Here is a 23,383-nt window from a genome sequence, read left to right as displayed (position 1 = left end):
ACCGCTATCCTTACTGATCGGAGGAGTTATAGTGAACATGTCTCATGTTACCGCGGTGTGACTTTTCCCCTTTGCAAGATTATGCCAGTATGGTCTGCTGGCCTTTTGGCCTGGTTGAGCGTTGTCGGGAGCAAGTGTGAGTAGCAAAGTAGATCAACTTCGTGCGCAGTTAAATGAACGCATTCTGGTACTGGATGGCGGTATGGGCACCATGATCCAGAGCTATCGTCTGAGTGAAGACGACTTTCGCGGCGAACGCTTCGCCGACTGGCCCTGCGATCTGAAAGGTAACAATGACCTGCTGGTGCTCAGCAAGCCAGAGATTATTGCCGCCATTCATTACGCCTATTTCGAGGCGGGTGCGGATATCGTTGAGACCAACACCTTCAACTCGACAACCATCGCCATGGCGGATTACCAGATGGAATCCTTGTCGGCGGAGATCAACTACGAGGCGGCCAAACTGGCGCGTGCCTGTGCCGACGAGTGGACGGCCCGTACGCCGGACAAACCGCGCTACGTGGCAGGCGTGCTTGGCCCAACCAACCGCACCGCCTCTATCTCGCCGGATGTGAACGATCCGGCGTTCCGTAATGTTACCTTTGACCAGCTGGTGGCCGCGTATCGCGAGTCGACCCGCGCGCTGGTGGAAGGTGGTTCCGATCTGATCATGATCGAGACAGTGTTCGATACCCTCAACGCCAAAGCGGCGATCTATGCGGTGAAAGAGGAGTTCGAGGCGCTGGGCGTGGATCTGCCGATCATGATCTCCGGCACCATCACCGATGCTTCTGGCCGTACCCTCTCCGGGCAGACCACCGAGGCGTTTTACAACTCCCTGCGCCACGCCGATGCCCTCAGCTTCGGCCTGAACTGTGCGCTGGGACCGGACGAACTGCGTCAGTATGTGCAGGAGCTGTCCCGCATCGCTGATTGCTACGTGACCGCCCACCCAAACGCTGGCCTGCCGAACGCCTTTGGTGAGTACGATCTCGACGCCGCGACGATGGCGGCGCAGATCCGCGAGTGGGCCGAATCCGGGTTCCTGAATATTGTCGGCGGCTGCTGCGGCACCACGCCGGAGCATATCGCCGCCATGAGCAATGCCGTGGCGGGGCTGCCTCCGCGTAAATTGCCCGAGCTGCCGGTTGCCTGCCGCCTTGCTGGCCTTGAACCGCTGAACATCGGCGATGAGAGCCTGTTTGTGAACGTCGGGGAACGTACCAACGTCACCGGCTCCGCGAAGTTCAAGCGCCTGATCAAAGAAGAGAAATACAGCGAAGCGCTGGACGTGGCCCGCCAGCAGGTTGAGAGCGGCGCGCAAATTATTGATATCAACATGGATGAGGGGATGCTCGACGCCGAAGCGGCGATGGTGCGTTTCCTCAACCTGATTGCCGGTGAGCCGGACATTGCCCGCGTGCCGATTATGATCGACTCCTCAAAATGGGAAGTGATCGAGAAAGGCCTGAAGTGCATCCAGGGCAAGGGCATCGTCAACTCCATCTCGATGAAAGAGGGGGTTGAGCCTTTTATCCATCACGCCAAACTGGTGCGCCGCTACGGTGCCGCCGTGGTGGTGATGGCCTTTGATGAAGTCGGCCAGGCCGATACCCGCGAGCGCAAAATTGAGATCTGCCGCCGCGCGTACCAGATCCTGACCGAAGAGGTCGGCTTCCCACCGGAAGACATCATCTTTGACCCGAATATCTTCGCCGTGGCGACCGGGATCGAAGAGCACAACAACTATGCCCAGGACTTTATCGGCGCCTGCGAAGACATCAAACGCGAGCTGCCGCACGCTCTGATCTCCGGCGGCGTCTCCAACGTCTCGTTCTCGTTCCGTGGCAACGACCCGGTGCGTGAGGCGATCCACGCGGTGTTCCTCTACTACGCCATCCGTAACGGGATGGACATGGGGATCGTCAACGCTGGTCAACTGGCGATTTATGACGACCTGCCGGCGGAGCTGCGCGACGGCGTTGAAGACGTGATCCTCAACCGCCGCGACGACGCCACCGAGCGCATGCTGGAACTGGCCGAAAAATATCGCGGCAGCAAAGCTGATGACAGCGCCAACGTGCAGCAGGCGGAGTGGCGTTCCTGGGACGTGAAAAAGCGTCTCGAATACTCGCTGGTAAAAGGCATCACCGAGTTTATCGAACTGGATACCGAAGAGGCCCGCCAGCAGGCCGCGCGTCCGATTGAGGTGATTGAAGGCCCGCTGATGGACGGCATGAACGTGGTGGGCGATCTGTTCGGTGAAGGCAAAATGTTCCTGCCGCAGGTGGTCAAATCCGCCCGCGTGATGAAGCAGGCAGTGGCTTACCTGGAACCTTACATCGAAGCCAGCAAAGAGAAAGGCTCCAGCAACGGCAAGATGGTGATCGCCACCGTGAAAGGCGACGTGCACGACATCGGCAAAAACATCGTCGGCGTGGTGCTGCAGTGTAATAACTACGAGATTATCGATCTGGGCGTGATGGTTCCGGCGGATAAAATCCTCAAGACCGCACGGGAAGTGAATGCTGACCTGATTGGCCTCTCGGGGCTGATCACCCCGTCGCTGGACGAGATGGTCAACGTGGCGAAAGAGATGGAGCGCCAGGGCTTTACCCTGCCGCTGCTGATTGGCGGCGCGACTACCTCGAAAGCGCACACTGCGGTGAAGATCGAGCAGAACTATAGCGGGCCGACGGTGTACGTACAGAACGCCTCGCGCACGGTGGGCGTGGTCTCGGCGCTGCTGTCGGCGACCCAGCGCGACGATTTTGTCGCCCGAACCCGCAAAGAGTACGAAACGGTGCGTATTCAACACGCGCGCAAAAAGCCGCGTACCCCGCCGGTAACCCTGGCGGCGGCACGGGATAACGACCTGGCCTTTGACTGGTCAAGCTACACGCCGCCGGTTGCCCATCGTCTGGGCGTGCAGGAGGTGATGGCCAGCATTGAGACGCTGCGCAACTACATCGACTGGACGCCATTCTTTATGACCTGGTCGCTGGCCGGAAAATACCCGCGCATCCTTGAAGATGAGGTGGTGGGTGAAGAGGCCCAGCGCCTGTTTAAAGATGCCAACGACCTGCTCGACCAGCTCAGCGCCGAGAAAACCCTCAATCCGCGCGGCGTGGTGGGGCTGTTCCCGGCGAACCGCGTGGGGGATGACATCGAAATCTATCGCGATGAGACCCGCACCCATGTGCTGACGGTCAGCCATCATCTGCGTCAGCAGACCGAGAAGGTCGGTTTCGCCAACTACTGTCTGGCCGATTTCGTTGCGCCGAAGCTGAGCGGCAAAGCGGACTACATCGGCGCCTTTGCCGTCACCGGTGGGCTCGAGGAGGACGCGCTGGCGGAGGCCTTTGAAGCGCAGCACGATGATTACAACAAAATCATGGTCAAAGCGATTGCCGACCGTCTGGCTGAGGCCTTTGCCGAATACCTGCATGAGCGGGTGCGTAAAGTGCACTGGGGCTATGCGCCGAACGAGAACCTCAGCAACGAGGAGCTGATCCGCGAGAACTACCAGGGCATTCGCCCGGCGCCAGGCTATCCGGCCTGCCCGGAACACACCGAGAAAGGCACCATCTGGCAGCTTCTGGATGTCGAAACCCATACCGGGATGAAACTCACCGAGTCCTTCGCCATGTGGCCGGGGGCGTCGGTCTCCGGCTGGTATTTCAGCCATCCTGACAGCAAGTATTACGCCGTGGCGCAGATCCAGCGCGATCAGGTGGAGGATTATGCCCTGCGTAAAGGGATGAGCGTTTCTGAAGTTGAGCGCTGGCTGGCCCCGAATCTGGGGTACGACGCAGATTAAGGTCACGTTTCCTTACAACAAACAGGGCACCTACAGGGTGCCCTGTCTCTTTATTACGTTTGACCCCTTATACTTAACGAAGGCTCCTTCGACATTGCCCGGTGGCGCTTGCGCTTACCGGGCCTACGAGTAGGCCGGATAAGGCGTAGCCGCCATCCGGCGATACAGCGCGTAACGAGCCTCAGGAAAACGTATAACGAAAAGGAGAACCTACATCCGTGCTGACTTTGCTACATCTGCTTTCTGCCGTGGCGTTGCTGGTCTGGGGCACGCACATTGTCCGTACCGGCGTGATGCGTGTTTTTGGTGCCCGTTTACGTACCGTCCTCAGCCGCAGCGTTGAGAAAAAGCCGCTCGCCTTCTGCGCCGGCATTGGCGTGACCGCGCTGGTGCAAAGCAGCAACGCCACCACTATGCTGGTCACCTCGTTTGTGGCTCAGGATCTGGTGGCGCTGACCCCTGCGCTGGTGATTGTCCTTGGCGCTGATGTCGGCACCGCCCTGATGGCGCGCGTGTTAACCTTCGATCTCTCCTGGCTGTCGCCGCTGCTGATCTTCATCGGCGTGATTTTCTTCCTTGGCCGCAAGCAGACCCGCGCCGGGCAGCTGGGACGGGTAGGGATCGGCCTGGGGCTGATCCTTCTGGCGCTGGAGCTGATCGTTCAGGCCGTCACCCCCATCACCCAGGCCAGCGGCGTGCAGGTTATCTTCGCCTCGCTGACCGGCGATATCCTGCTGGATGCACTGATTGGTGCGGTGTTTGCCCTGATCAGTTACTCCAGCCTGGCAGCAGTGCTGTTAACCGCCACACTCACCGCGGCGGGGATCATCTCCTTCCCAGTGGCCCTGTGTCTGGTGATTGGTGCCAACCTTGGCTCCGGCCTGCTGGCGGTACTCAACAACAGCGCCGCCAACGCCGCAGCCCGTCGCGTGGCGCTCGGCAGCCTGCTGTTTAAGCTGGTGGGTAGCCTGGTTATCCTGCCGTTTGTCTATCCGCTGGCAAACCTGATGGACAACCTGCCGCTGCCGAAATCGGAGCTGGTGATCTATTTCCACGTCTTCTACAACCTGGTGCGTTGTCTGGCGATGGTGCCTTTTGCCGGGGTGATGGCGCGCTTCTGTGAGCGGGTTATCCGCGATGAACCCGAGCTGGATGCACGCCTGAAACCAAAACATCTGGATACCTCGGTCCTGGACACTCCTGCGCTGGCGCTGGCCAATGCCGCTCGCGAAACGCTGCGCATGGGCGATGCGATGGAGCAGATGCTGGAGGGGCTGAAAAAGGTGATGCACGGCGAGCCGCGGGAAGAGAAAGATCTGCGTAAGGTCGCGGATGACATTAACGTGCTCTATACCGCCATCAAGCTCTATCTGGCGCGGATGCCAAAAGATGAGCTGGCGGAAGAGGAGTCCCGCCGCTGGGCGGAGATCATTGAGATGGCACTTAACCTTGAGCAGGCTTCCGATATCGTCGAGCGCATGGGGAGTGAAATCGCCGATAAATCGCTGGCGGCCCGTCGGGCGTTCTCTCTTGAAGGGCTCACCGAGCTGGATGCGTTACAAGAACAACTGCTCGCCAACCTGAAGCTGGCGATGTCGGTCTTCTTCTCCAGCGATCTGGCCAGCGCCCGTCGCCTGCGCCGCAACAAGCACCGTTTCCGCATCCTCAATCGTCGCTATTCCCACGCCCACGTTGACCGGCTGCACCAGCAGAACGTGCAAAGTATCGAGACCAGCTCCCTGCATATGGGGCTGCTGGGGGACATGAAACGTCTTAACTCCCTGTTCTGCGCGGTGGCGTACAGCGTGATGGAGCAGCCGGATGAAGATGATGGCCGGGATGTGTATTAATCAGCTGCGTTTTTAATGGCTAACCCAAGGCCCAATGCTTTCATCACTGCCAGGGTGGTTTTAAGTGTTGGGTTACCTTTCTCACTGAATGAGCGATAAAGCTGTTCGCGTGAAAGGCCAGTTTGTGCCGCAATCTGCGTCATGCCTTTGGCGCGGGCAACTACGCCAAGGGCTTGCGCAATATAGGCGGCATCACCCGTTTCCAACGCATCGGCCATAAATACGGCTATTTCCTCATCATTGATGAGCGCGCTGGCAGGATCGTAGTGAGTTAATTTATTCATCGCGATTGATCTCCTGATGGTCGAGCGATCTGGCGAGGATTTTAGCCATCTCTATATCTTTTTTTTGGCTGCTTTTATCGCCACCACAGAGCAGGATAATGAGGATATCCCCTCGCTGTTGATAGTAGAGCCGATAGCCAGGACCATACTGAATCCGAAGCTCGCTGATACCTTCACCAACAGGTTTCACATCACCCGATAAACCCTGTGACAGGCGAAAAAGCCGGGTCGCAATCAGCGTGTTTACACGTCTGTCCTTAATGCTATTTTGCCAGCGCCGAAAGACTTCTGTCTGGACAATCTCCTTCATCACACCTCCCTGTATTTTATAAACTACAATCCGTATTAACAAGTGGACGAGAAAAATTTGGAGGCGATGGCGGGCAAGTAAAGGGGGATATAGGCGATTCTGAATGCGTCTCGTATTTCTTGGTACTTAACTTTTTACCAGCCCAAACCTAAGGTATATTTCGCCTCTACAGGAGAAATTATGCTGCCAACTCAATCCACCCGATTAAACAAATACATTAGCGAGAGCGGGATCTGCTCGCGTCGCGAGGCTGACCGCTACATCGAACAGGGCAACGTGTTTATCAATGGTAAACGCGCCACCATCGGCGATCAGGTCGCCCCTGGCGACGTGGTCAAAGTGAATGGTCAACTGATCGAGCCCCGGGACGAAGAAGACCTGGTGTTTATCGCGCTGAATAAACCGGTTGGCATTGTCAGTACCACAGAAGATGGCGAGCGCGACAACATCGTCGATTTCGTCAACCACAGCAGCCGTATCTTCCCGATTGGCCGTCTGGATAAAGACTCCCAGGGGCTGATTTTCCTCACCAACCACGGCGATCTGGTGAATAAGATCCTGCGGGCCGGTAACGACCACGAAAAAGAGTACATCGTCACGGTCAACAAGCCGGTCACCGACGACTTTATTCGCGGGATGGGGGCGGGTGTGCCGATCCTCGGTACGGTGACGAAAAAGTGCAAAGTGAAGAAAGAGGCGCCGTTCGCGTTTCGTATCACCCTGGTTCAGGGCTTAAACCGCCAGATCCGCCGCATGTGCGAACATTTTGGTTTCGAAGTGACCAGGCTGGAGCGTACCCGCATCATGAACGTCAGCCTCTCCGGCATCCCGCTGGGCGAGTGGCGCGATCTGACCGGAGATGAACTGATTGAGCTGTTTAAGCTGATCGAGAATTCGTCCTCAGAAGCGAAGCCGAAAGCGAAGGCAAAACCGAAAACGCAGAGCATCAAGCGCCCGGTGGTTAAAGCCCCGCAGGGGGAAGAGAAAAGCAAAGCCAAACCGGCCGGGAACGGAAAACGCTTTACCCAGCCAGGGCGCAAAAAGAAAGGGCGCTAATCAGCGCCTTCCACGGGTTGGAGTACTGGCCGACCAGGAAAACGTGGCCTCTTTATCCACTTTATAAGCCTGCTCTTTTTTAAGTTTGCGGGCTTTTTTGGCTTCTACATCACGCTGAGCCATCAGTTTATCGATGTACTCTTTTTTAACGTGATTGGTTTCGGCGTTGGTCAGCAGTCGGCCATGGGCGATACGGGCGCGATCGAGCAGGGTTTTCAGTTCGCGCTGCTCGCTTTCCGTCATCTCTTTCTGGGTCAATCTCGGTGTGGACATACCTGAAGCCTCCTGTGGACGAGGCTTCAGTGTAAAGCATGCCTTCGCTGTCGCGAAGCTGAATTAACTTTCCTTCACCACATCGCGTTTCTTTTGGTCATCGATCGGCTTACCCGACCAGTAACCCGCCAGCAGCGAGCCGGACAGGTTATGCCATACCGAGAACAGCGCGCCAGGCAGTGCCGCCAGCGGCGAAAAGTAGATTTTGCCGAGTGCCGCGGCCAGGCCGGAGTTCTGCATCCCCACCTCAATCGCCAGCGTGCGGCAGGTGGATTCGTCAAAGCCGAACAGCTTCCCGCCCCAGTAACCGCCCAGCAGGCCGATAGTGTTGTGCAGCACCACGGCGATAATCACCACAAAACCAACCGAGGCGATATGCGCCGCAGAGCCGGCCACCACGGCGCTGATGATCGCCAGAATGCACAGCATCGAAAATGCCGGCAGGTACGGCTCCACGGCCTTCACCAGCCGCGGGAACAGGTGGTGGATAATCAGCCCCAGCGCAATCGGGATCACCACGATTTGCAGAATGCTCAACAGCATCCCCATCACATCCACCTGGATGTGGGCATCCACGTACAGACGCGTCAGCAGCGGGGTGGCAATAACGCCCACCAGCGTGGAGACAGAGGAGATGGTCACCGACAGCGCCACATCACCTTTCGCCAGATAAATCATAACGTTGGAGGCCGTCCCGCTGGCGACGCTACCCACCAGCACCATCCCGGCGGAAAGATCCGGCGGCATCTTAAAGGCAATAGCCAGCAACCAGGCCGCCAGCGGCATCACCAGGTAGTGCAGGAAAATCCCCGCCGCGACCGGTGCCGGGCGTGACAGCACGCGTTTAAAATCGTCGATTTTCAGGTGCACACCCATGCCGAACATAATCAGCATCAGCAGCGTGGTGACCCACGGGCCGATAGGGGTAAAAGTGGTTGGGGTGTAATAAGCTAATACAGAGAGCAGCAGCGCCCATAACGGGAACAGCCGGGTGATGGCGGATAACATACGGATTCCTTGCGATTGTGTTGTGTCATGTAGTTATAAAAAAAGCCGGGATCGAGCCCGGCTTACAATATTGTTTATCGTGCTAATGATTTTTGTTCAATCAAAAAATATTCATGATCCCAGCGCACAAGCGCAACGTGAGGAGTAGCCCAATGAAAGGTCATGATTTTCAAATGTTGACGGCGCCTCACAGTGCCCCGGTAAAAATGTGGACGCATGGGGTGCCCGTTGAGCCAGAGGCGCGCGAGCAGTTGCTGAATACGGCGAAGATGCCGTTTATTTTCAAACATCTCGCGGTGATGCCGGATGTGCATCTCGGGAAAGGCTCCACCATTGGCAGTGTAATCCCGACGAAAGGAGCCATTATTCCGGCAGCGGTGGGGGTGGATATTGGCTGCGGGATGATTGCCGTACGGACCTCACTGCTGGCGGGCGATCTGCCGGATAACCTTCACGGGCTGCGCAGCGCTATTGAACAGGCGGTGCCACACGGGCGCACCAACACCCGCTCCCGTCGCGACAAAGGGGCGTGGGAAAAGACGCCGGATGAAGTGGATAATCACTGGCGTCATCTGGCGCCGCGCTTCAAACGGCTGACGGATAAGTATCCGCAGTTGTTGAAAACCAATAACCATCAGCATCTGGGGACGCTCGGCACCGGGAATCACTTTATTGAGATCTGCCTGGACGAGCAGGAACGGGTGTGGGTGATGCTGCACAGCGGCTCGCGTGGCGTGGGCAATGCGATCGGCAACGTGTTTATCGCCCTGGCGCAGAAAGATATGCAGCAGCACATTGCCAACCTGCCGGACAGGAACCTGGCCTATTTCCAGGAGGGGAGCCGGCACTATAACGACTACATCGAAGCCGTGGAGTGGGCGCAGGATTTTGCCCGCCATAACCGTGAGGTGATGATGTCGCGGGTGCTGGCCGCGCTGTCGCGCAGTGTGCCCAAGCCTTTCCTGACCCAGCAGGAGGCGGTGAATTGCCATCACAACTATGTGCAGAAAGAGCGGCATTTTGGCGAGGATATCCTGGTGACGCGCAAAGGGGCGGTGTCGGCGCAGAAGGGCGAGATGGGGATCATCCCCGGCTCGATGGGGGCGAAGAGCTTTATTGTGCGCGGTCTGGGCAATGAAGAGAGCTTCTGCTCCTGCAGCCACGGCGCAGGGCGGGTGATGAGCCGTACGGCGGCCAAAAAACGCTTCACCGTGGCCGATCAGATCCGCGCCACGGCACATGTCGAGTGCAGAAAAGACAGCGAGGTTATCGACGAGATCCCGATGGCCTATAAAGACATCGATGCGGTCATGGCGGCGCAGTCGTCGCTGGTCGAAATCGTCCATACGTTGCGCCAGGTGGTATGTGTAAAAGGATAAAAAAATGGCCCGGTTGCCCGGGCCATTTCCTGTTACTCAAACAAGTTGTGATGCAGTTTCTGCACGACCTGCTCGGCTTCATGGCCGGGTACCAGGAAGCACAGGTTGTAGCTGGATGCGCCGTAGCAAATCATGCGGATGTTAAACGGATCCAGCACGCCAAACACCTCTTTGCCCACGCCGCTGGCGCGGGACAGCTCGTTACCGATGATCGCCACCAGGGCGAGATCTTCTTCCACCTCGACGCGGCACAGTTCCGACAGCTCCATCAGCAGGGACTGGGTCAGCAGGGTATCGCCGGTAGAGGTTGAGCCGGTAGTATCCAGGGTCAGGGCGATGTTCACTTCTGAGGTGGTTACCAGATCCACCGAGATGCTGTGGCGCGCCAGAATGCTAAACACCTCCGCCAGGAAGCCGCGGGAGTGCAGCATGCTCAGGCTGTGCAGGGTCAGCAGGGTCTGTTTGCGACGCAGGGCAATGGCGCGGAACAGCGGCGGGTTTTCGGTGGTGTTGCACACGATAGTGCCGCCGGCTTTCGGATCCTTGCTGGAGCCGACGAATACCGGGATATTGCTGCGTACTGCAGGCATCAGCGTCGCCGGGTGCAGTACTTTCGCGCCAAAGGTCGCCATCTCAGCGGCCTCTTCAAAGGCGATCACATCAATACGTTTTGCCGCAGGCACCACGCGTGGGTCGGTGGTGTAGATCCCCGGTACGTCCGTCCAGATATCGACGCGGGAGGCCTGCAGGGCTTCACCCAGCAGAGCTGCGGTGTAGTCGCTGCCGCCACGGCCCAGCGTGGTGGTACGGCCTTTGGCTTCGCTGCCGATAAAGCCCTGGGTGATGACAATCCCTTCTGCCAGACGCGGTGCCAGCTGTTGGGTGGTCAGTTCGGCAATGGCGGTAACGTCCGGCTCGGCGCGACCAAAGCGGTCGCTGGTGCGCAGTACTTTACGCACGTCAAACCACTGCGACTGAACGTTACGCTCGCGCAGCACTTCAACAAACAGCAGGGTCGACATCAGCTCACCGTGGCTGACCAGCTCGTCGGTCAGGGCGGTGGAGGTCGCCAGCGAGGCCGCTTCCGCCAGGGTGATGATATTTTCCAGCAGGCGCTCAATTTCTTCGCTGATGACGCTCGGATTGCGCAGACGGCCAAGAATATCGAACTGAATTTTGTGCAGCGCTGCGAGCTTCGCCTGGCGCTCGCTCGCTTCCAGCCCTTCAGCAAGGGCGACCAGCAGATTGGTGACGCCAGCCGAAGCGGACAACACCACCAGGCGGGTATCAGGATCGGCCAGCACCACATCGGCGCTGCGGTTCATGGCATCAAAATCGGCCACGCTGGTACCGCCAAATTTGGCGACAACAAAACTCGTCATAACAACCTCGTGTCAGGGAAGGAAAAAAGCGACCATGGCACAAGGACAAAATAGTTTTATCGGTGCAGGCGCAAATACCGTGTGTATAAATAAAATGTGCAGGGGATCCTGTCAACGCCGGGATTATGCGGATTTTTCATGCTGCCTTCCATATGAGAAACAGGACTTATAACAGCTATACTTTTGGAGCTTTTGCGCCGCACTTGATACAGGCCAGGCCAATGGCATAAAAACCATCACAATTTTTAGCGACAGAGGCTACAATCGACCGAGGTCACAATTCTCAATTCAGAAGAGTATTGCTATGAAAAATATCAATCCAACGCAGACTTCAGCCTGGCAGGCATTACAGAAACACTTTGATGAAATGAAAGAGGTCACCATCGCGGAGCTGTTCGCGAAAGACGCCGATCGTTTCAGCAAGTTCTCCGCGACCTTCGACGATCAGATGCTGGTAGATTTTTCCAAAAACCGCATCACTGAAGAGACGCTGGCAAAACTGCAGGATCTGGCGAAAGAGACCGATCTGAGCGGTGCCATCAAGTCCATGTTCTCCGGTGAGAAGATCAACCGCACCGAAGACCGCGCTGTGCTGCACGTGGCCCTGCGTAACCGTAGCAATACGCCGATTATCGTTGACGGCAAAGATGTGATGCCGGAAGTGAACGCGGTGCTGGAAAAGATGAAGACCTTCTCTGAAGCGATCATCTCCGGTCAGTGGAAAGGCTATACCGGCCAGGCGATCACGGACGTGGTGAACATCGGTATCGGCGGTTCCGACCTCGGCCCGTTCATGGTGACCGAAGCGCTGCGTCCGTACAAAAACCACCTCAACATGCACTTTGTCTCTAACGTCGATGGTACCCACATCGCCGAAGTGCTGAAAAAGGTGAATCCGGAAACCACTCTGTTCCTGGTAGCGTCCAAAACCTTCACCACCCAGGAAACGATGACCAACGCCCACAGCGCGCGCGACTGGTTCCTGGAAACCGCCGGTGACCAGCAGCACGTAGCGAAACACTTCGCGGCGCTCTCCACCAACGCCAAAGCGGTAGGCGAGTTCGGCATCGACACCGCCAACATGTTTGAATTCTGGGACTGGGTGGGCGGCCGTTACTCCCTGTGGTCAGCCATCGGTCTGTCGATCATCCTCTCCGTGGGCTACGACAACTTTGTTGAGCTGCTCTCCGGCGCGCATGCGATGGATAACCACTTCGCCACCACCCCAGCAGAGAAAAACCTGCCGGTTCTGCTGGCGCTGATCGGCATCTGGTACAACAACTTCTTTGGTGCCGAAACCGAAGCGATCCTGCCGTACGATCAGTATATGCATCGCTTTGCGGCCTACTTCCAGCAGGGCAACATGGAATCCAACGGTAAATACGTTGACCGTAACGGCAACGCCGTGGATTACCAGACCGGTCCAATCATCTGGGGCGAGCCAGGCACCAACGGCCAGCATGCGTTCTATCAGCTGATCCACCAGGGCACCAAAATGGTTCCGTGCGACTTTATCGCGCCGGCCATCACCCATAACCCGCTGTCTGACCACCATCCGAAGCTACTGTCGAACTTCTTCGCGCAAACTGAAGCGCTGGCGTTCGGTAAAGCGCGTGATGTGGTTGAGCAGGAGTATCGCGATCAGGGTAAAGATCCGGCGACCCTGGACCACGTGGTGCCGTTCAAAGTGTTCGAAGGCAACCGTCCGACCAACTCCATCCTGCTGCGTGAGATCACCCCGTTCAGCCTGGGCGCGCTGATTGCCCTGTATGAGCACAAAATCTTCACCCAGGGTGCGATCCTGAACATCTTCACCTTTGACCAGTGGGGCGTAGAGCTGGGCAAACAGCTGGCAAACCGCATTCTGCCAGAGCTGGGTGATAGCCAGGATATCAACAGCCACGATAGCTCCACCAACGGTCTGATTAACCGTTATAAAGCCTGGCGTGCATAAGTAAGTCTGCTGCGGTCTGTGTGCCCGGTGGCGCTACGCTTACCGGGCCTACAAAACCCCGTAGGCCGCGCAAACGGGGTGCCGCCCGGCAGATCTGCACAAAACATAAACAAAAAATATAGATCCCCGTCACATTTTTGCGTTATACAGGAACCTCGCCCCGGAGAATGAGGTGCTGTATGACATCCCTGACTCGCCCCCGCGTTGAGTTCATCTCAACCATTCTGCAGACCGTGCTGAACCTGGGTCTGCTGAGCCTTGGCCTGATCCTGGTGGTCTTCCTCGGTAAAGAGACGGTACATCTGGCTGATGTGCTTTTTGCCCCTGAGCAAACCAGCAAATACGAGCTGGTTGAAGGGCTGGTGGTTTACTTTCTCTACTTCGAATTTATCGCCCTGATCGTGAAGTACTTTCAGTCTGGCTTTCACTTCCCGCTGCGCTACTTTGTCTACATTGGTATCACCGCGATTGTGCGACTAATTATCGTCGATCATAAATCGCCCCTCGACGTGCTGATCTACTCGGCGGCTATCCTGCTGCTGGTGGTCACACTCTGGCTGTGCAACTCGAAGCGACTGAAACGGGAATAAAAAAGGGCGGCCCGAGGGCCGCCGAAAACAGTCACAAGTTGGATTATTACATCAAGGCAAAGTTGAGGGTTGCAGTGGCATAACGATGAAACTTACCCTTTCACGCCCCCCGCGGTCAGGCCGTTCACCAGCCAGCGCTGAGCCAGCAGGAACACGACGGTGATCGGGATAGCGGAAAGTACGGCGGCTGCGGCAAAGTCGCCCCACAGGTAGTTTTGTGGGTTGAGATATTGCTGCATCCCTACCGCCAGGGTGTAGCTGTTCACATCACGCAGCAGCAGTGACGCGACCGGCACTTCAGTGATGGCGGCGATAAACGACAGAATAAAGACCACCGCCAGAATCGGCACGGAGAGCGGCAGCAACACCAGGCGGAACGCCTGCCATGGGGTGGCGCCATCCAGCGCGGCCGCTTCTTCCAGCGAGTTGTCGATGGTTTCGAAATAGCCTTTGATGGTCCAGACGTGCAGCGCAATCCCGCCGAGATAGGCGAAGATCACCCCACCGTGGGTATTCAGACCGATAAACGGCACGTACTGGCCGAGGCGATCAAACAAGGCGTACAAGGCCACCAGCGACAGTACCGCCGGGAACATCTGGAAAATCAGCATCCCTTTCAGCAGCGTCGCTTTCCCTTTAAAGCGCATACGGGCAAAAGCGTAGGCGCAGGTGGTGGAGAGGGTCACGATACCGATCGCGGTGATGGTAGCGACTTTAATCGAGTTCCACAGCCACAGCAGAACCGGGAACGGCGGCGGCGTGACGCGGCCATCGGCGTGTTCCACGCTGAAGCCCAGCGCCAGCTTCCAGTGCTCCCAGGAGATTTGCTCCGGGATCAGGCTCCCGGTGGCGAAGTTACCCGAACGCAGGGAGATGGCGATGACCATCAGCAGCGGGAACATGATCGCCGCGATAAAAATCAGCAGGCCTAAGTGCGTGGCGAAGAGGCGCAGCTTCTGAGATTTGGGTTGGACCATAGACATATTCTGTGCCCTCCTTAGTCGAATTTCATGCGTGTGGCTTTCAGGTTTACCACCGCCAGCGCGCCTACCAGCAGGAAGATCAGGGTGGCAATCGCCGCCGCCAGACCAAAGTCCTGACCACCGCCGCCTTCGAAGGCGATACGGTAGGTATAGCTCACGAGCAGGTCGGTATAACCGGCTGGCGTGGTGGTGCCGAGGCGGTCCGGGCCACCGTTGGTTAACAGCTGAATCAGCACGAAGTTGTTAAAGTTAAAGGCGAAGCTGGCGATCATCAGCGGCGTCAGCGGCTTGATCAGCAGCGGGAGCGTAATCTTAAAGAAGTTCTGGAACGGGGTCGCACCGTCCATCGCCGAGGCTTCGTACAGGTCGTCCGGGATCGCCTTCAGCAGCCCCATGCACAGGATCATCATGTACGGATAACCGAGCCAGGTGTTGACGATAACGATCATGGTGCGGGCGGTGGTCGGGTCACTGAACCAGGCCGGCTTGATGCCAAACAGCCCGCTCAGCATCATGTTGATTTCACCAAAGCTCTGGTTGAACAGACCCTTGAAAATCAGAATCGAGATGAACGACGGCACGGCATACGGCAGGATCAGCAGGACGCGGTAAATCGCTTTCCCTTTTAACGCTTCCCACTGCACCAGGCAGGCCAGCACCATCCCAACGGCCACGGTCAGGATCACGGTCAGTACCGAGAAGACCACCGTCCAGACAAAGATAGCGAAGAACGGCTTCTGGATGCCTTCGTCGGTAAAGACGCGGGTAAAGTTATCCCAGCCGATGGTCACGGTATAGCCCGGGCTGAGTTTATCGTCGCCCCAGTTGCCGTCGGCATTCACAGACTGGTAAAAGCCAATCTCGTTGTTCGGGCGGTACTTCACGCCGGTCTGGTTGTTGGTGAGCGTGCTGTCATCGCCCAGCGTGTAGAGCGGGCGGGTGCCGGAGAACTGGCGCAGCGAGCTCATGATCACTTTGCTTTCGTCCGGCAGCTCGGCGGTAATCTGGGTCAGCGCCTGACGGTTCTGGGTGATAACGCGCAGGTTAGCGCGTTCCCCTTCCGGCAACGCATCCGCTTCTTTCAGGGCCAGTTTCTGCTCGCCGCCAAATTTGAAGGCGTCGGAAACGTAGTATTTGCCCGCGGCATCGTCGGTGAGGGCCAGCTTCCACTCGTCACCGGCCGGGTAGAGGCCAAAGTTAAAGGTCTTACCGGCCTGATAAGAACGGTCCATCAGCACCTGCTGGGCGCGCTCTTGCGCGAGCTGGTTGGTGCTGCTGTAGTTGGTGAAGGCAATGGCGATGGTGCAGATCAGCGGAAACAGGACAAACAGTCCCATCCCGGCCACGCCTGGATAGACATAACGCCAGGCGTAGGCTTTACGATTGGCGAAAATATAGAGGCCGACCGCGCTTAGGATCAGCGTCATGGCGGCAAACAGGTACTCCCCCTGGGCGTACATTACAACGATAAGGTAACCCACCAGCAAGCCCAGCAGACCAATCACTGACCATTTCAGCGTGTCGCTTTGCCACCAGTGTTTCTTTTTAACGACATCCATGGGGATCTTCCTCTACAACAAATTCTGTTCTCCCTCTCCCTAAAAGGGAGAGGGGATAACGGCATTACTTGGTAATACGACCCTGAGCATCTTTCAGCGCGGCATCCACAGTCTGACGACCGCTGGCAGCGTTAATCACCGCAGTACGGGTGGCATACCAGAAGGCAGCCATCTGTGGGATGTTCGGCATGATTTCGCCTTTCTCGGCGTTGCTCATGGTGGCGGCGATGCGTGGATCTTTCGCCAGCGTTTCCTGGAAGGATTTCAGCGCCACGGCACCCAACGGTTTGTCCTTGTTCACTTCTTCCAGACCCTGATCGGTCAGCAGGTAGTTTTCGAGGAACTCTTTCGCCAGCTCTTTGTTCGGACTAGCGGCGTTGATACCGGCGCTCAGCACGCCAACAAACGGTTTAGACGGCTTGCCATTGAAGGTTGGCAGCACCGCCACGCCGTAGTTGATCTTGCTCTTGTCGATGTTGGACCACGCCCACGGACCGTTGATGGTCATCGCGGTTTCGCCCTTGTTGAAGGCCGCTTCAGCGATGGAGTAATCGGTATCCGCGTTCATCTGCTTGTTCTTGATCAGGTCAACCAGGAAGGTCAGACCCGCTTTCGCCCCTGCGTTGTCCACGCCGACGTCTTTCACGTCGTATTTGCCGTCAGCAAATTTGAACGCGTAACCGCCATCGGCAGCAATCAGCGGCCAGGTGAAGTACGGCTCTTGCAGGTTGAACATCAGCGCGCTCTTACCTTTCGCCTTCAGCTCTTTATCCAGAGCCGGGATCTCTTCCCAGGTTTTCGGCGGGTTCGGTACGAGGTCTTTGTTGTAAATCAGGGAGAGGGATTCAACCGCGACCGGGTAAGCGATCAGCTTGCCGTTGTAACGTACGGCATCCCAGGTGAACGGGAACAGTTTGTCCTGGAAGGCTTTATCCGGGGAGACTTCCGCCAGCAGGCCAGACTGTGCGTAGCCGCCGAAACGGTCATGCGCCCAGAAGATGATGTCCGGGCCGTCGCCGGTCGCCGCAACCTGCGGGAATTTCTCTTCCAGCTTGTCCGGGTGTTCAACGGTAACTTTGATGCCGGTGTCTTTCTCGAATTTTTTACCCACTTCGGCCAGGCCGTTGTAGCCTTTGTCGCCGTTAATCCAGATTACCAGCTTACCTTCTTCAATTTTGGCGAGCGCCGGAGCGGAGATCATCATTGCTGCAAGGGCGGACAATGCGAAAACGCGTGCGCCAGTCTTGATATTCATATCTGCCATCCTTTTTGGTGATGTGCTGTGGATACATGAGGTGGTTCAACGTCGCTCAGTCTCCTTATTTGACATCCTCTTTCCATCCTCCTGTCCCCTACGCCCCACCCCCGCTTTATGTGATCTGCGTTGCATAAATTTAAGTTATGTGTCCCAGCGCACATAAAAGTACGGTGAATTTTGCCAGTGACATCACGAATTTAGCCTCAGCCCCCCGGTCGCGCTGGCGGAGTCCTCTCTCTCATCCTCCCGCCTCCTCCCCCATAAAAAAGGCTGGGGGTGGAGGATTTGCGACGCCGCGTGATACCCCATAGTGAACTTATCTTGAATGTTTCTGTCGGCGACAGGTTGTAACGAAGGGAGTAGGGCATGGCGAGCGTAGAACTGCGTAACGTAACGAAAGCCTGGGGTGACGTGGTGGTGTCAAAAGATATCAACCTCGATATCCAGGAAGGCGAATTCGTGGTTTTTGTTGGCCCGTCAGGCTGCGGTAAATCGACGCTGCTGCGCATGATTGCCGGTCTGGAAACCATCACCAGCGGTGATTTGATGATTGGCGATACCCGGATGAACGATATCCCACCTGCGGAACGTGGCGTCGGGATGGTCTTCCAGTCCTATGCGCTCTATCCCCATCTCTCCGTTGCCGAGAACATGTCGTTTGGCCTGAAGCTGGCCGGCGCCAAAAAAGAGGTCATCAACCAGCGCGTAACTCAGGTCGCCGAAGTGCTCCAGCTGGCGCACCTGCTGGAGCGTAAGCCAAAGGCACTCTCCGGTGGTCAGCGTCAGCGTGTGGCGATTGGCCGTACGCTGGTGGCGGAACCGCGCGTGTTCCTGCTCGATGAGCCGCTGTCGAACCTCGACGCCGCACTGCGCGTGCAGATGCGTATTGAAATCTCCCGCCTGCACAAGCGTCTGGGCCGCACCATGATTTACGTCACCCACGATCAGGTCGAAGCGATGACCCTGGCCGACAAGATTGTGGTGCTGGATGCCGGCCGCGTGGCACAGGTGGGCAAACCGCTGGAACTCTATCACTACCCGGCAGACCGCTTTGTTGCGGGCTTTATTGGCTCGCCAAAGATGAACTTCCTGCCGGTCAAAGTCACCGCCACCGCCATTGAACAGGTTCAGGTTGAACTGCCGAACCGCCAGCAGGTGTGGTTACCGGTAGACAGCGCAAACGTCAATGTCGGGGCAAACATGTCCCTCGGGATCCGTCCTGAGCACCTGCTGCCGAGTCACATCGCGGATGTGACGCTTGAAGGCGAGGTTCAGGTGGTTGAGCAACTTGGTCACGAAACACAGATTCATATCCAGATCCCCGCCATTCGTCAGAACCTGGTGTACCGCCAGAATGACGTGGTGTTGGTAAAAGAGGGTGCAACATTCGCTATCGGCTTGCCGCCAGAGCGCTGTCATCTCTTCCGGGAAGATGGCACTGCATGTCGTCGGCTGCATCAGGAGCCCGGCGTTTAAGCAATCCCAATAATAAGCACGAAACCATCAGGTGAAGTGTTCAAAGAAAAGCAATGATCTCAGGAGATAGAACAATGATTACTCTGCGCAAAGTCCCTCTGGCGGTCGCCATTGCGGCAGGCATCCTGTCTGCCCAGGCCGGCGCTGTAGACTTTAAAGGTTATGCTCGTTCTGGCATTGGCTGGACCGGGAGTGGTGGCGAACAGCAGTGTTTCCAGGCAACAGGTGCACAAAGTAAATACCGTCTTGGTAACGAATGTGAAACCTATGCTGAGATTAAACTTGGCCAGGAAGTGTGGAAAGAGGGCGACAAGAGCTTCTACTTCGACACCAACGTAGCCTACTCTGTTTCACAGCAGAATGACTGGGAAGCAACCAGCCCGGCCTTCCGTGAAGCAAACGTGCAGGGTAAAAACCTGATTGAATGGCTGCCAGGCTCCACCATTTGGGCCGGTAAGCGTTTCTATCAGCGTCATGACGTTCACATGATCGACTTCTACTACTGGGATATCTCTGGTCCTGGTGCGGGTATCGAAAACATCGATCTGGGCTTCGGTAAACTCTCTCTGGCAGCGACCCGTTCTTCTGAATCCGGCGGCTCTTCTGCATTCGCCGATTTCGATGTGAATGGCGACCGTATTTATGACAATATCGTGCCGAACGATGTCTTCGACGTGCGTTTAGCCGGTATGGAAATCAACCCAGGCGGTACCCTGGAGCTGGGCGTTGACTACGGTCACACCAACATTCCAGACGACTACTACCTGCAGCCTGGCGCCTCTAAAGATGGCTGGATGTTCACCGCTGAACATACCCAGAGCATGCTGAAAGGCTTCAACAAATTCGTAGTTCAGTACGCTACCGATTCCATGACCTCCAACGGGAAAGGTATTCCGCAGGGTGCGAGCCTGAACAACAACGGTTCTCTGATCCGCGTTCTCGACCACGGGGCCATCACCCTGGCTGACCAGTGGGATCTGATGTACGTCGGTATGTACCAGAATATCGACCGCGACAACAATAACGGTACCGAGTGGTGGACCGTCGGCGTTCGTCCAATGTTCAAATGGACGCCAATCATGTCCACCCTGCTGGAAGTCGGTTACGACAACGTCAAATCTCAGAAAACTGACGACACCAACAGCCAGTACAAAATCACCCTGGCACAACAGTGGCAGGCAGGCGACAGCATCTGGTCCCGTCCGGCTATCCGTGTCTTCGCAACCTACGCCAAGTGGGATGAGAAATGGGGTTACGCTAACAATGGCGATACCGGCTACACCTCTGGCGTAGCGTATAACGACACCTCCGCGAAAACCTTCAGCCGCGGGGACAACGATGAGTGGACCTTCGGTGCCCAGATGGAAATCTGGTGGTAAGACGTAGTCTCTAATGTATTGACCTAAAAGAGGGGCGCAAGCCCCTCTCTTCATAGAGTGCTGCGCGCTATTGCCTGGCCACCGCAGTGCTTATGCTATCTGAGGTAATAACAATGAAAATGAAGAAAAGTCTCGTCGCGCTGTGCCTCTCTGCAGGGTTGCTGGCAAGTGCTCCCGCCATCACTCTGGCGAACGTCAATTTTGTTCCGCAAAACACCAGTGCCGCGCCTGCTGTACCGGCAGCCGCGCTGCAACAGTTAGTCTGGACGCCTGTCGACCAGTCTAAAACCCAGACCACCCAGCTCTCTACCGGCGGTCAGTCGCTGAATGTGCCGGGGATCGCCGGCCCGGTGGCGGCCTACAGCGTGCCTGCCAATATCGGTGAAATCACCCTCACGCTGACCAGTATTGTCAATAAACAAACCAGCGTATTTGCCCCGAACGTGCTGATTCTGGATCAGAACCTGACGCCATCGGCCTACTTCCCGAGCGAATACTTCACCTACCAGGAGCCGGGCGTGATGAGCGCTGACCGTCTGGAAGGGGTCATGCGCCTGACGCCTGCGCTGGGTCAGCAAAAACTCTATGTGTTGGTGTTTACTACCGATAAAGACCTGCAGCACACCACCAAACTCCTTAACCCGGCAAAAGCCTATGCCAAAGGCACCGGCAACGCCGTACCGGATATTCCGGACCCGCTTGCCCGCCACGTTACCGAGGGTGAGCTGAAGCTGAAAGTCTCGACCAACAACGCCTCCAGCGTGCTGGTCGGCCCGCTGTTTGGCTCTTCCGGCCCGGGCCCGGTCACGGTGGGTAACACCGCAGCACCAGCCCCGGTCTATGCCGCGCCAGTCGCTACTCCGGCTACCGCTGCTGCCCCGGTCGCCGCGAAGAAGAGCGAGCCGGTGCTTAACGACACCGAAACCTACTTCAATCAGGCGATTAAACAGGCAGTTGCTAAAGGCGACGTCGACAAGGCGCTGAAACTCCTTGATGAAGCCGAGCGTTTAGGCTCGACCACTGCCCGTTCCACCTTTATCAGCAGTGTAAAAGGCAAGGGGTGACCGTCTCCCCACAGTGCTGATTTTGTCAGTAGTTTGGTGCGCCCTTACGGGCGCACTTTTTTTGCACGCTCTGCCGCTGTTGCATCACTGTTGCGATAATGTTCGCTAGTTCACGTTTGCCCGCCCCCATTCCGCGTTTCTGCGATACAATAGCTTCACGTTATGTATCGGAGAGTCTGGCATGTCACACCCCGCGCTAACGCAACTGCGCGCGCTGCGTTATTTTGACGAAATCCCTGCGCTGGAACCGGAGCAGCTCGACTGGCTGCTGCTGGAAGATTCCATGACCAAACGTTTTGAGCAGCAGGGCAAAAACGTCACCGTGACCCTTATTCAGGAAGGATTCGTCACGCCTGACGCGGTAGCGGATGAATTGCCGTTGCTGCCGAAAGAGGCCCGTTACTGGCTGCGGGAGATCCTGCTCTGCGCCGACGGCGAGCCGTGGCTGGCCGGGCGCACCGTGGTGCCGGAATCGACTCTTACCGGGCCGGAGCTGGCGCTGCAGCAGATGGGCAAAACCCCGCTGGGACGTTATCTGTTCACCTCCTCCGAGCTTACTCGTGATTTTATTGAGATTGGTCGCGATGCCGGGCTATTGGGACGCCGTTCCCGCCTGCGCCTGAGTGGTAAACCCTTGATGCTGACCGAGCTGTTTTTACCGGCGTCGCCGTTGTACTAAGAGGAAGATAAAAATGGAGTGGAGTCTGACGCAGAACAAGCTGCTGGCGTACCACCGCCTGATGCGAACCGACAAGCCGATCGGGGCGCTGCTGCTGCTGTGGCCGACGCTGTGGGCGCTGTGGGTGGCGACCCCTGGGCTGCCGCCGCTGTGGATCCTGGCGGTATTTGTGGCGGGCGTCTGGTTGATGCGCGCGGCAGGATGCGTGGTGAACGACTATGCCGACCGTAAGTTTGATGGCCATGTAAAACGCACCGCCATGCGTCCGCTGCCGAGCGGCGATGTCACCGAGAAAGAGGCGCGCACGCTGTTTGTGGTGCTGGTCCTGCTGTCGTTCCTGCTGGTGTTAACCCTGAATACCATGACCATCCTGCTCTCCGTGGCAGCACTGGCTCTGGCCTGGGTCTACCCGTTTATGAAGCGCTACACCCATCTGCCGCAGGTGGTGCTGGGCGCCGCTTTTGGCTGGTCGATCCCGATGGCGTTTGCCGCCGTCAGCGAGAGCGTACCCTTGAGCTGCTGGCTGATGTTCCTGGCCAACATCCTCTGGGCGGTGGCCTACGATACGCAATACGCGATGGTCGATCGGGACGATGATCTGAAAATCGGCATCAAATCTACTGCCATTCTGTTTGGTCGGCAGGACAAGCTGATCATCGGGATTTTGCAGGTGGCCGTGCTGGGACTGATGGTGGCGATTGGTTACCTGAACCAGCTGAGCGGGGCGTTTTACGCGGCGGTTGCGGCGGCGGGCGTGCTGTTTATCTACCAGCAGAAACTTATCGCCAATCGCGAGCGCGAAGCCTGTTTTAAAGCATTTCTGAACAATAACTATGTGGGATTGGCGTTGTTTGTCGGGTTAGCGATTAGCTACTGGGCATAAAAAAAGCCCGGTGGCGCTAGCGCTTACCGGGCCTACAGGTTCTGCTAAATCGTAGGCCGGGTAAGGCGCAGTGAACTGCACCCAAAATGTTGGACACGATCTGACATCTGAGGGTGCAGTTTATGAAACATTCTTCTGCTGTAAAACTTGCGGCCGTACGTCACTATCTTGCCGGAAAGGCCGGTATGGATGCCAC

General features: G+C 57.0%; 19 protein-coding genes. 11 read left to right on the top strand and 8 right to left on the bottom strand.

What is annotated here, in order from left to right; all coding sequences use genetic code 11:
• Window positions 1-136 precede the first annotated feature (136 nt).
• Window positions 137-3,820, top strand: a complete 3,684-nt coding sequence (gene metH, locus M8318_RS00530; protein WP_262660616.1) for a methionine synthase — start codon at window positions 137-139, stop codon at window positions 3,818-3,820.
• A 218-nt stretch (window positions 3,821-4,038) separates the two neighbouring features.
• A complete protein-coding gene (locus M8318_RS00525) occupies window positions 4,039-5,670 on the top strand; it encodes a Na/Pi cotransporter family protein (RefSeq protein ID WP_262660615.1) in 1,632 nt (543 codons plus the stop codon).
• On the opposite strand, the gene M8318_RS00520 is transcribed toward M8318_RS00525, so the two are convergent.
• Both M8318_RS00520 and M8318_RS00515 read right to left on the bottom strand, forming a co-directional pair.
• Window positions 5,667-5,954, bottom strand: coding sequence for an addiction module antidote protein (locus M8318_RS00520; RefSeq protein ID WP_262660614.1), 288 nt, complete (start codon window positions 5,952-5,954; stop codon window positions 5,667-5,669). The two genes, M8318_RS00525 and M8318_RS00520, sit on opposite strands and share 4 nt — an antisense overlap.
• Complete coding sequence (locus M8318_RS00515; RefSeq protein WP_262660613.1) at window positions 5,947-6,264, bottom strand: type II toxin-antitoxin system RelE/ParE family toxin; 318 nt, start codon at window positions 6,262-6,264, stop codon at window positions 5,947-5,949. The genes M8318_RS00520 and M8318_RS00515 overlap by 8 nt, the downstream gene beginning before the upstream one ends.
• Window positions 6,265-6,444: 180 nt before the next feature.
• On the opposite strand from M8318_RS00515, the gene rluF reads away from it, so the two are divergent.
• Window positions 6,445-7,320: a 23S rRNA pseudouridine(2604) synthase RluF gene (gene rluF, locus M8318_RS00510; protein ID WP_262660612.1), complete on the top strand. Its 876-nt coding sequence runs from the start codon at window positions 6,445-6,447 to the stop codon at window positions 7,318-7,320.
• Here the strand turns inward: rluF and M8318_RS00505 are convergent, their stop codons facing one another.
• Both M8318_RS00505 and panS read right to left on the bottom strand, forming a co-directional pair.
• The gene (locus M8318_RS00505; protein ID WP_262660611.1) at window positions 7,321-7,593 is read right to left on the bottom strand and encodes a DUF3811 domain-containing protein; all 273 of its coding nucleotides are present in this window, start codon (window positions 7,591-7,593) and stop codon (window positions 7,321-7,323) included.
• A 63-nt stretch (window positions 7,594-7,656) separates the two neighbouring features.
• Window positions 7,657-8,601, bottom strand: a complete 945-nt coding sequence (panS, locus tag M8318_RS00500) for a ketopantoate/pantoate/pantothenate transporter PanS (RefSeq protein WP_262660610.1) — start codon at window positions 8,599-8,601, stop codon at window positions 7,657-7,659.
• A gap of 173 nt (window positions 8,602-8,774) precedes the next feature.
• Here panS and M8318_RS00495 point away from each other — a divergent pair, with 173 nt between their 5' ends.
• Complete coding sequence (locus M8318_RS00495; protein ID WP_408612108.1) at window positions 8,775-9,980, top strand: RtcB family protein; 1,206 nt, start codon at window positions 8,775-8,777, stop codon at window positions 9,978-9,980.
• Between the two features lie 32 nt (window positions 9,981-10,012).
• On the opposite strand, the gene lysC is transcribed toward M8318_RS00495, so the two are convergent.
• Complete coding sequence (gene lysC / locus M8318_RS00490; protein ID WP_106993914.1) at window positions 10,013-11,362, bottom strand: lysine-sensitive aspartokinase 3; 1,350 nt, start codon at window positions 11,360-11,362, stop codon at window positions 10,013-10,015.
• 304 nt (window positions 11,363-11,666) lie between these two features.
• Between lysC and pgi the strand changes: the two genes are divergently transcribed.
• Together pgi and psiE are read left to right on the top strand one after the other, a co-directional pair.
• Window positions 11,667-13,316, top strand: coding sequence for a glucose-6-phosphate isomerase (gene pgi, locus M8318_RS00485; protein ID WP_262660608.1), 1,650 nt, complete (start codon window positions 11,667-11,669; stop codon window positions 13,314-13,316).
• A 179-nt stretch (window positions 13,317-13,495) separates the two neighbouring features.
• The gene (gene psiE, locus M8318_RS00480; RefSeq protein WP_182273377.1) at window positions 13,496-13,906 is read left to right on the top strand and encodes a phosphate-starvation-inducible protein PsiE; all 411 of its coding nucleotides are present in this window, start codon (window positions 13,496-13,498) and stop codon (window positions 13,904-13,906) included.
• Between the two features lie 92 nt (window positions 13,907-13,998).
• On the opposite strand, the gene malG is transcribed toward psiE, so the two are convergent.
• The 3 genes from malG to malE all read right to left on the bottom strand — a co-directional run bounded on the left by malG (window position 13,999) and on the right by malE (window position 17,703).
• Entirely contained in the window at window positions 13,999-14,889 is an 891-nt protein-coding gene (gene malG, locus M8318_RS00475; RefSeq protein ID WP_262660607.1) for a maltose ABC transporter permease MalG, read from the bottom strand.
• A gap of 14 nt (window positions 14,890-14,903) precedes the next feature.
• The gene (malF, locus tag M8318_RS00470) at window positions 14,904-16,448 is read right to left on the bottom strand and encodes a maltose ABC transporter permease MalF (RefSeq protein ID WP_262660606.1); all 1,545 of its coding nucleotides are present in this window, start codon (window positions 16,446-16,448) and stop codon (window positions 14,904-14,906) included.
• 64 nt (window positions 16,449-16,512) lie between these two features.
• Window positions 16,513-17,703, bottom strand: a complete 1,191-nt coding sequence (gene malE, locus M8318_RS00465; protein ID WP_106993919.1) for a maltose/maltodextrin ABC transporter substrate-binding protein MalE — start codon at window positions 17,701-17,703, stop codon at window positions 16,513-16,515.
• 369 nt (window positions 17,704-18,072) lie between these two features.
• Here malE and malK point away from each other — a divergent pair, with 369 nt between their 5' ends.
• From malK to ubiA, 5 genes are all read left to right on the top strand, one after another.
• Entirely contained in the window at window positions 18,073-19,182 is a 1,110-nt protein-coding gene (gene malK / locus M8318_RS00460) for a maltose/maltodextrin ABC transporter ATP-binding protein MalK (RefSeq protein WP_106993920.1), read from the top strand.
• Window positions 19,183-19,235: 53 nt separating this feature from the next.
• A complete protein-coding gene (locus tag M8318_RS00455; RefSeq protein ID WP_262660605.1) occupies window positions 19,236-20,561 on the top strand; it encodes a maltoporin in 1,326 nt (441 codons plus the stop codon).
• Between the two features lie 113 nt (window positions 20,562-20,674).
• Window positions 20,675-21,625 (top strand): maltose operon protein MalM, encoded by a 951-nt coding sequence (malM, locus tag M8318_RS00450; RefSeq protein WP_262660604.1) that lies wholly within the window; start codon window positions 20,675-20,677, stop codon window positions 21,623-21,625.
• A 181-nt stretch (window positions 21,626-21,806) separates the two neighbouring features.
• Window positions 21,807-22,304, top strand: coding sequence for a chorismate lyase (gene ubiC, locus M8318_RS00445; protein WP_262660603.1), 498 nt, complete (start codon window positions 21,807-21,809; stop codon window positions 22,302-22,304).
• 13 nt (window positions 22,305-22,317) lie between these two features.
• A complete protein-coding gene (ubiA, locus tag M8318_RS00440) occupies window positions 22,318-23,187 on the top strand; it encodes a 4-hydroxybenzoate octaprenyltransferase (protein WP_262660602.1) in 870 nt (289 codons plus the stop codon).
• The last annotated feature ends 196 nt before the right edge of the window (window positions 23,188-23,383 follow it).

Origin of the sequence: Leclercia tamurae (assembly GCF_025566055.1) — a bacterium.
Lineage (GTDB): Bacteria > Pseudomonadota > Gammaproteobacteria > Enterobacterales > Enterobacteriaceae > Enterobacter > Enterobacter tamurae.
The sequence above is the reverse complement of the archived record's forward strand: the minus strand, read 5'-3'. Positions and strand labels throughout refer to the sequence as shown.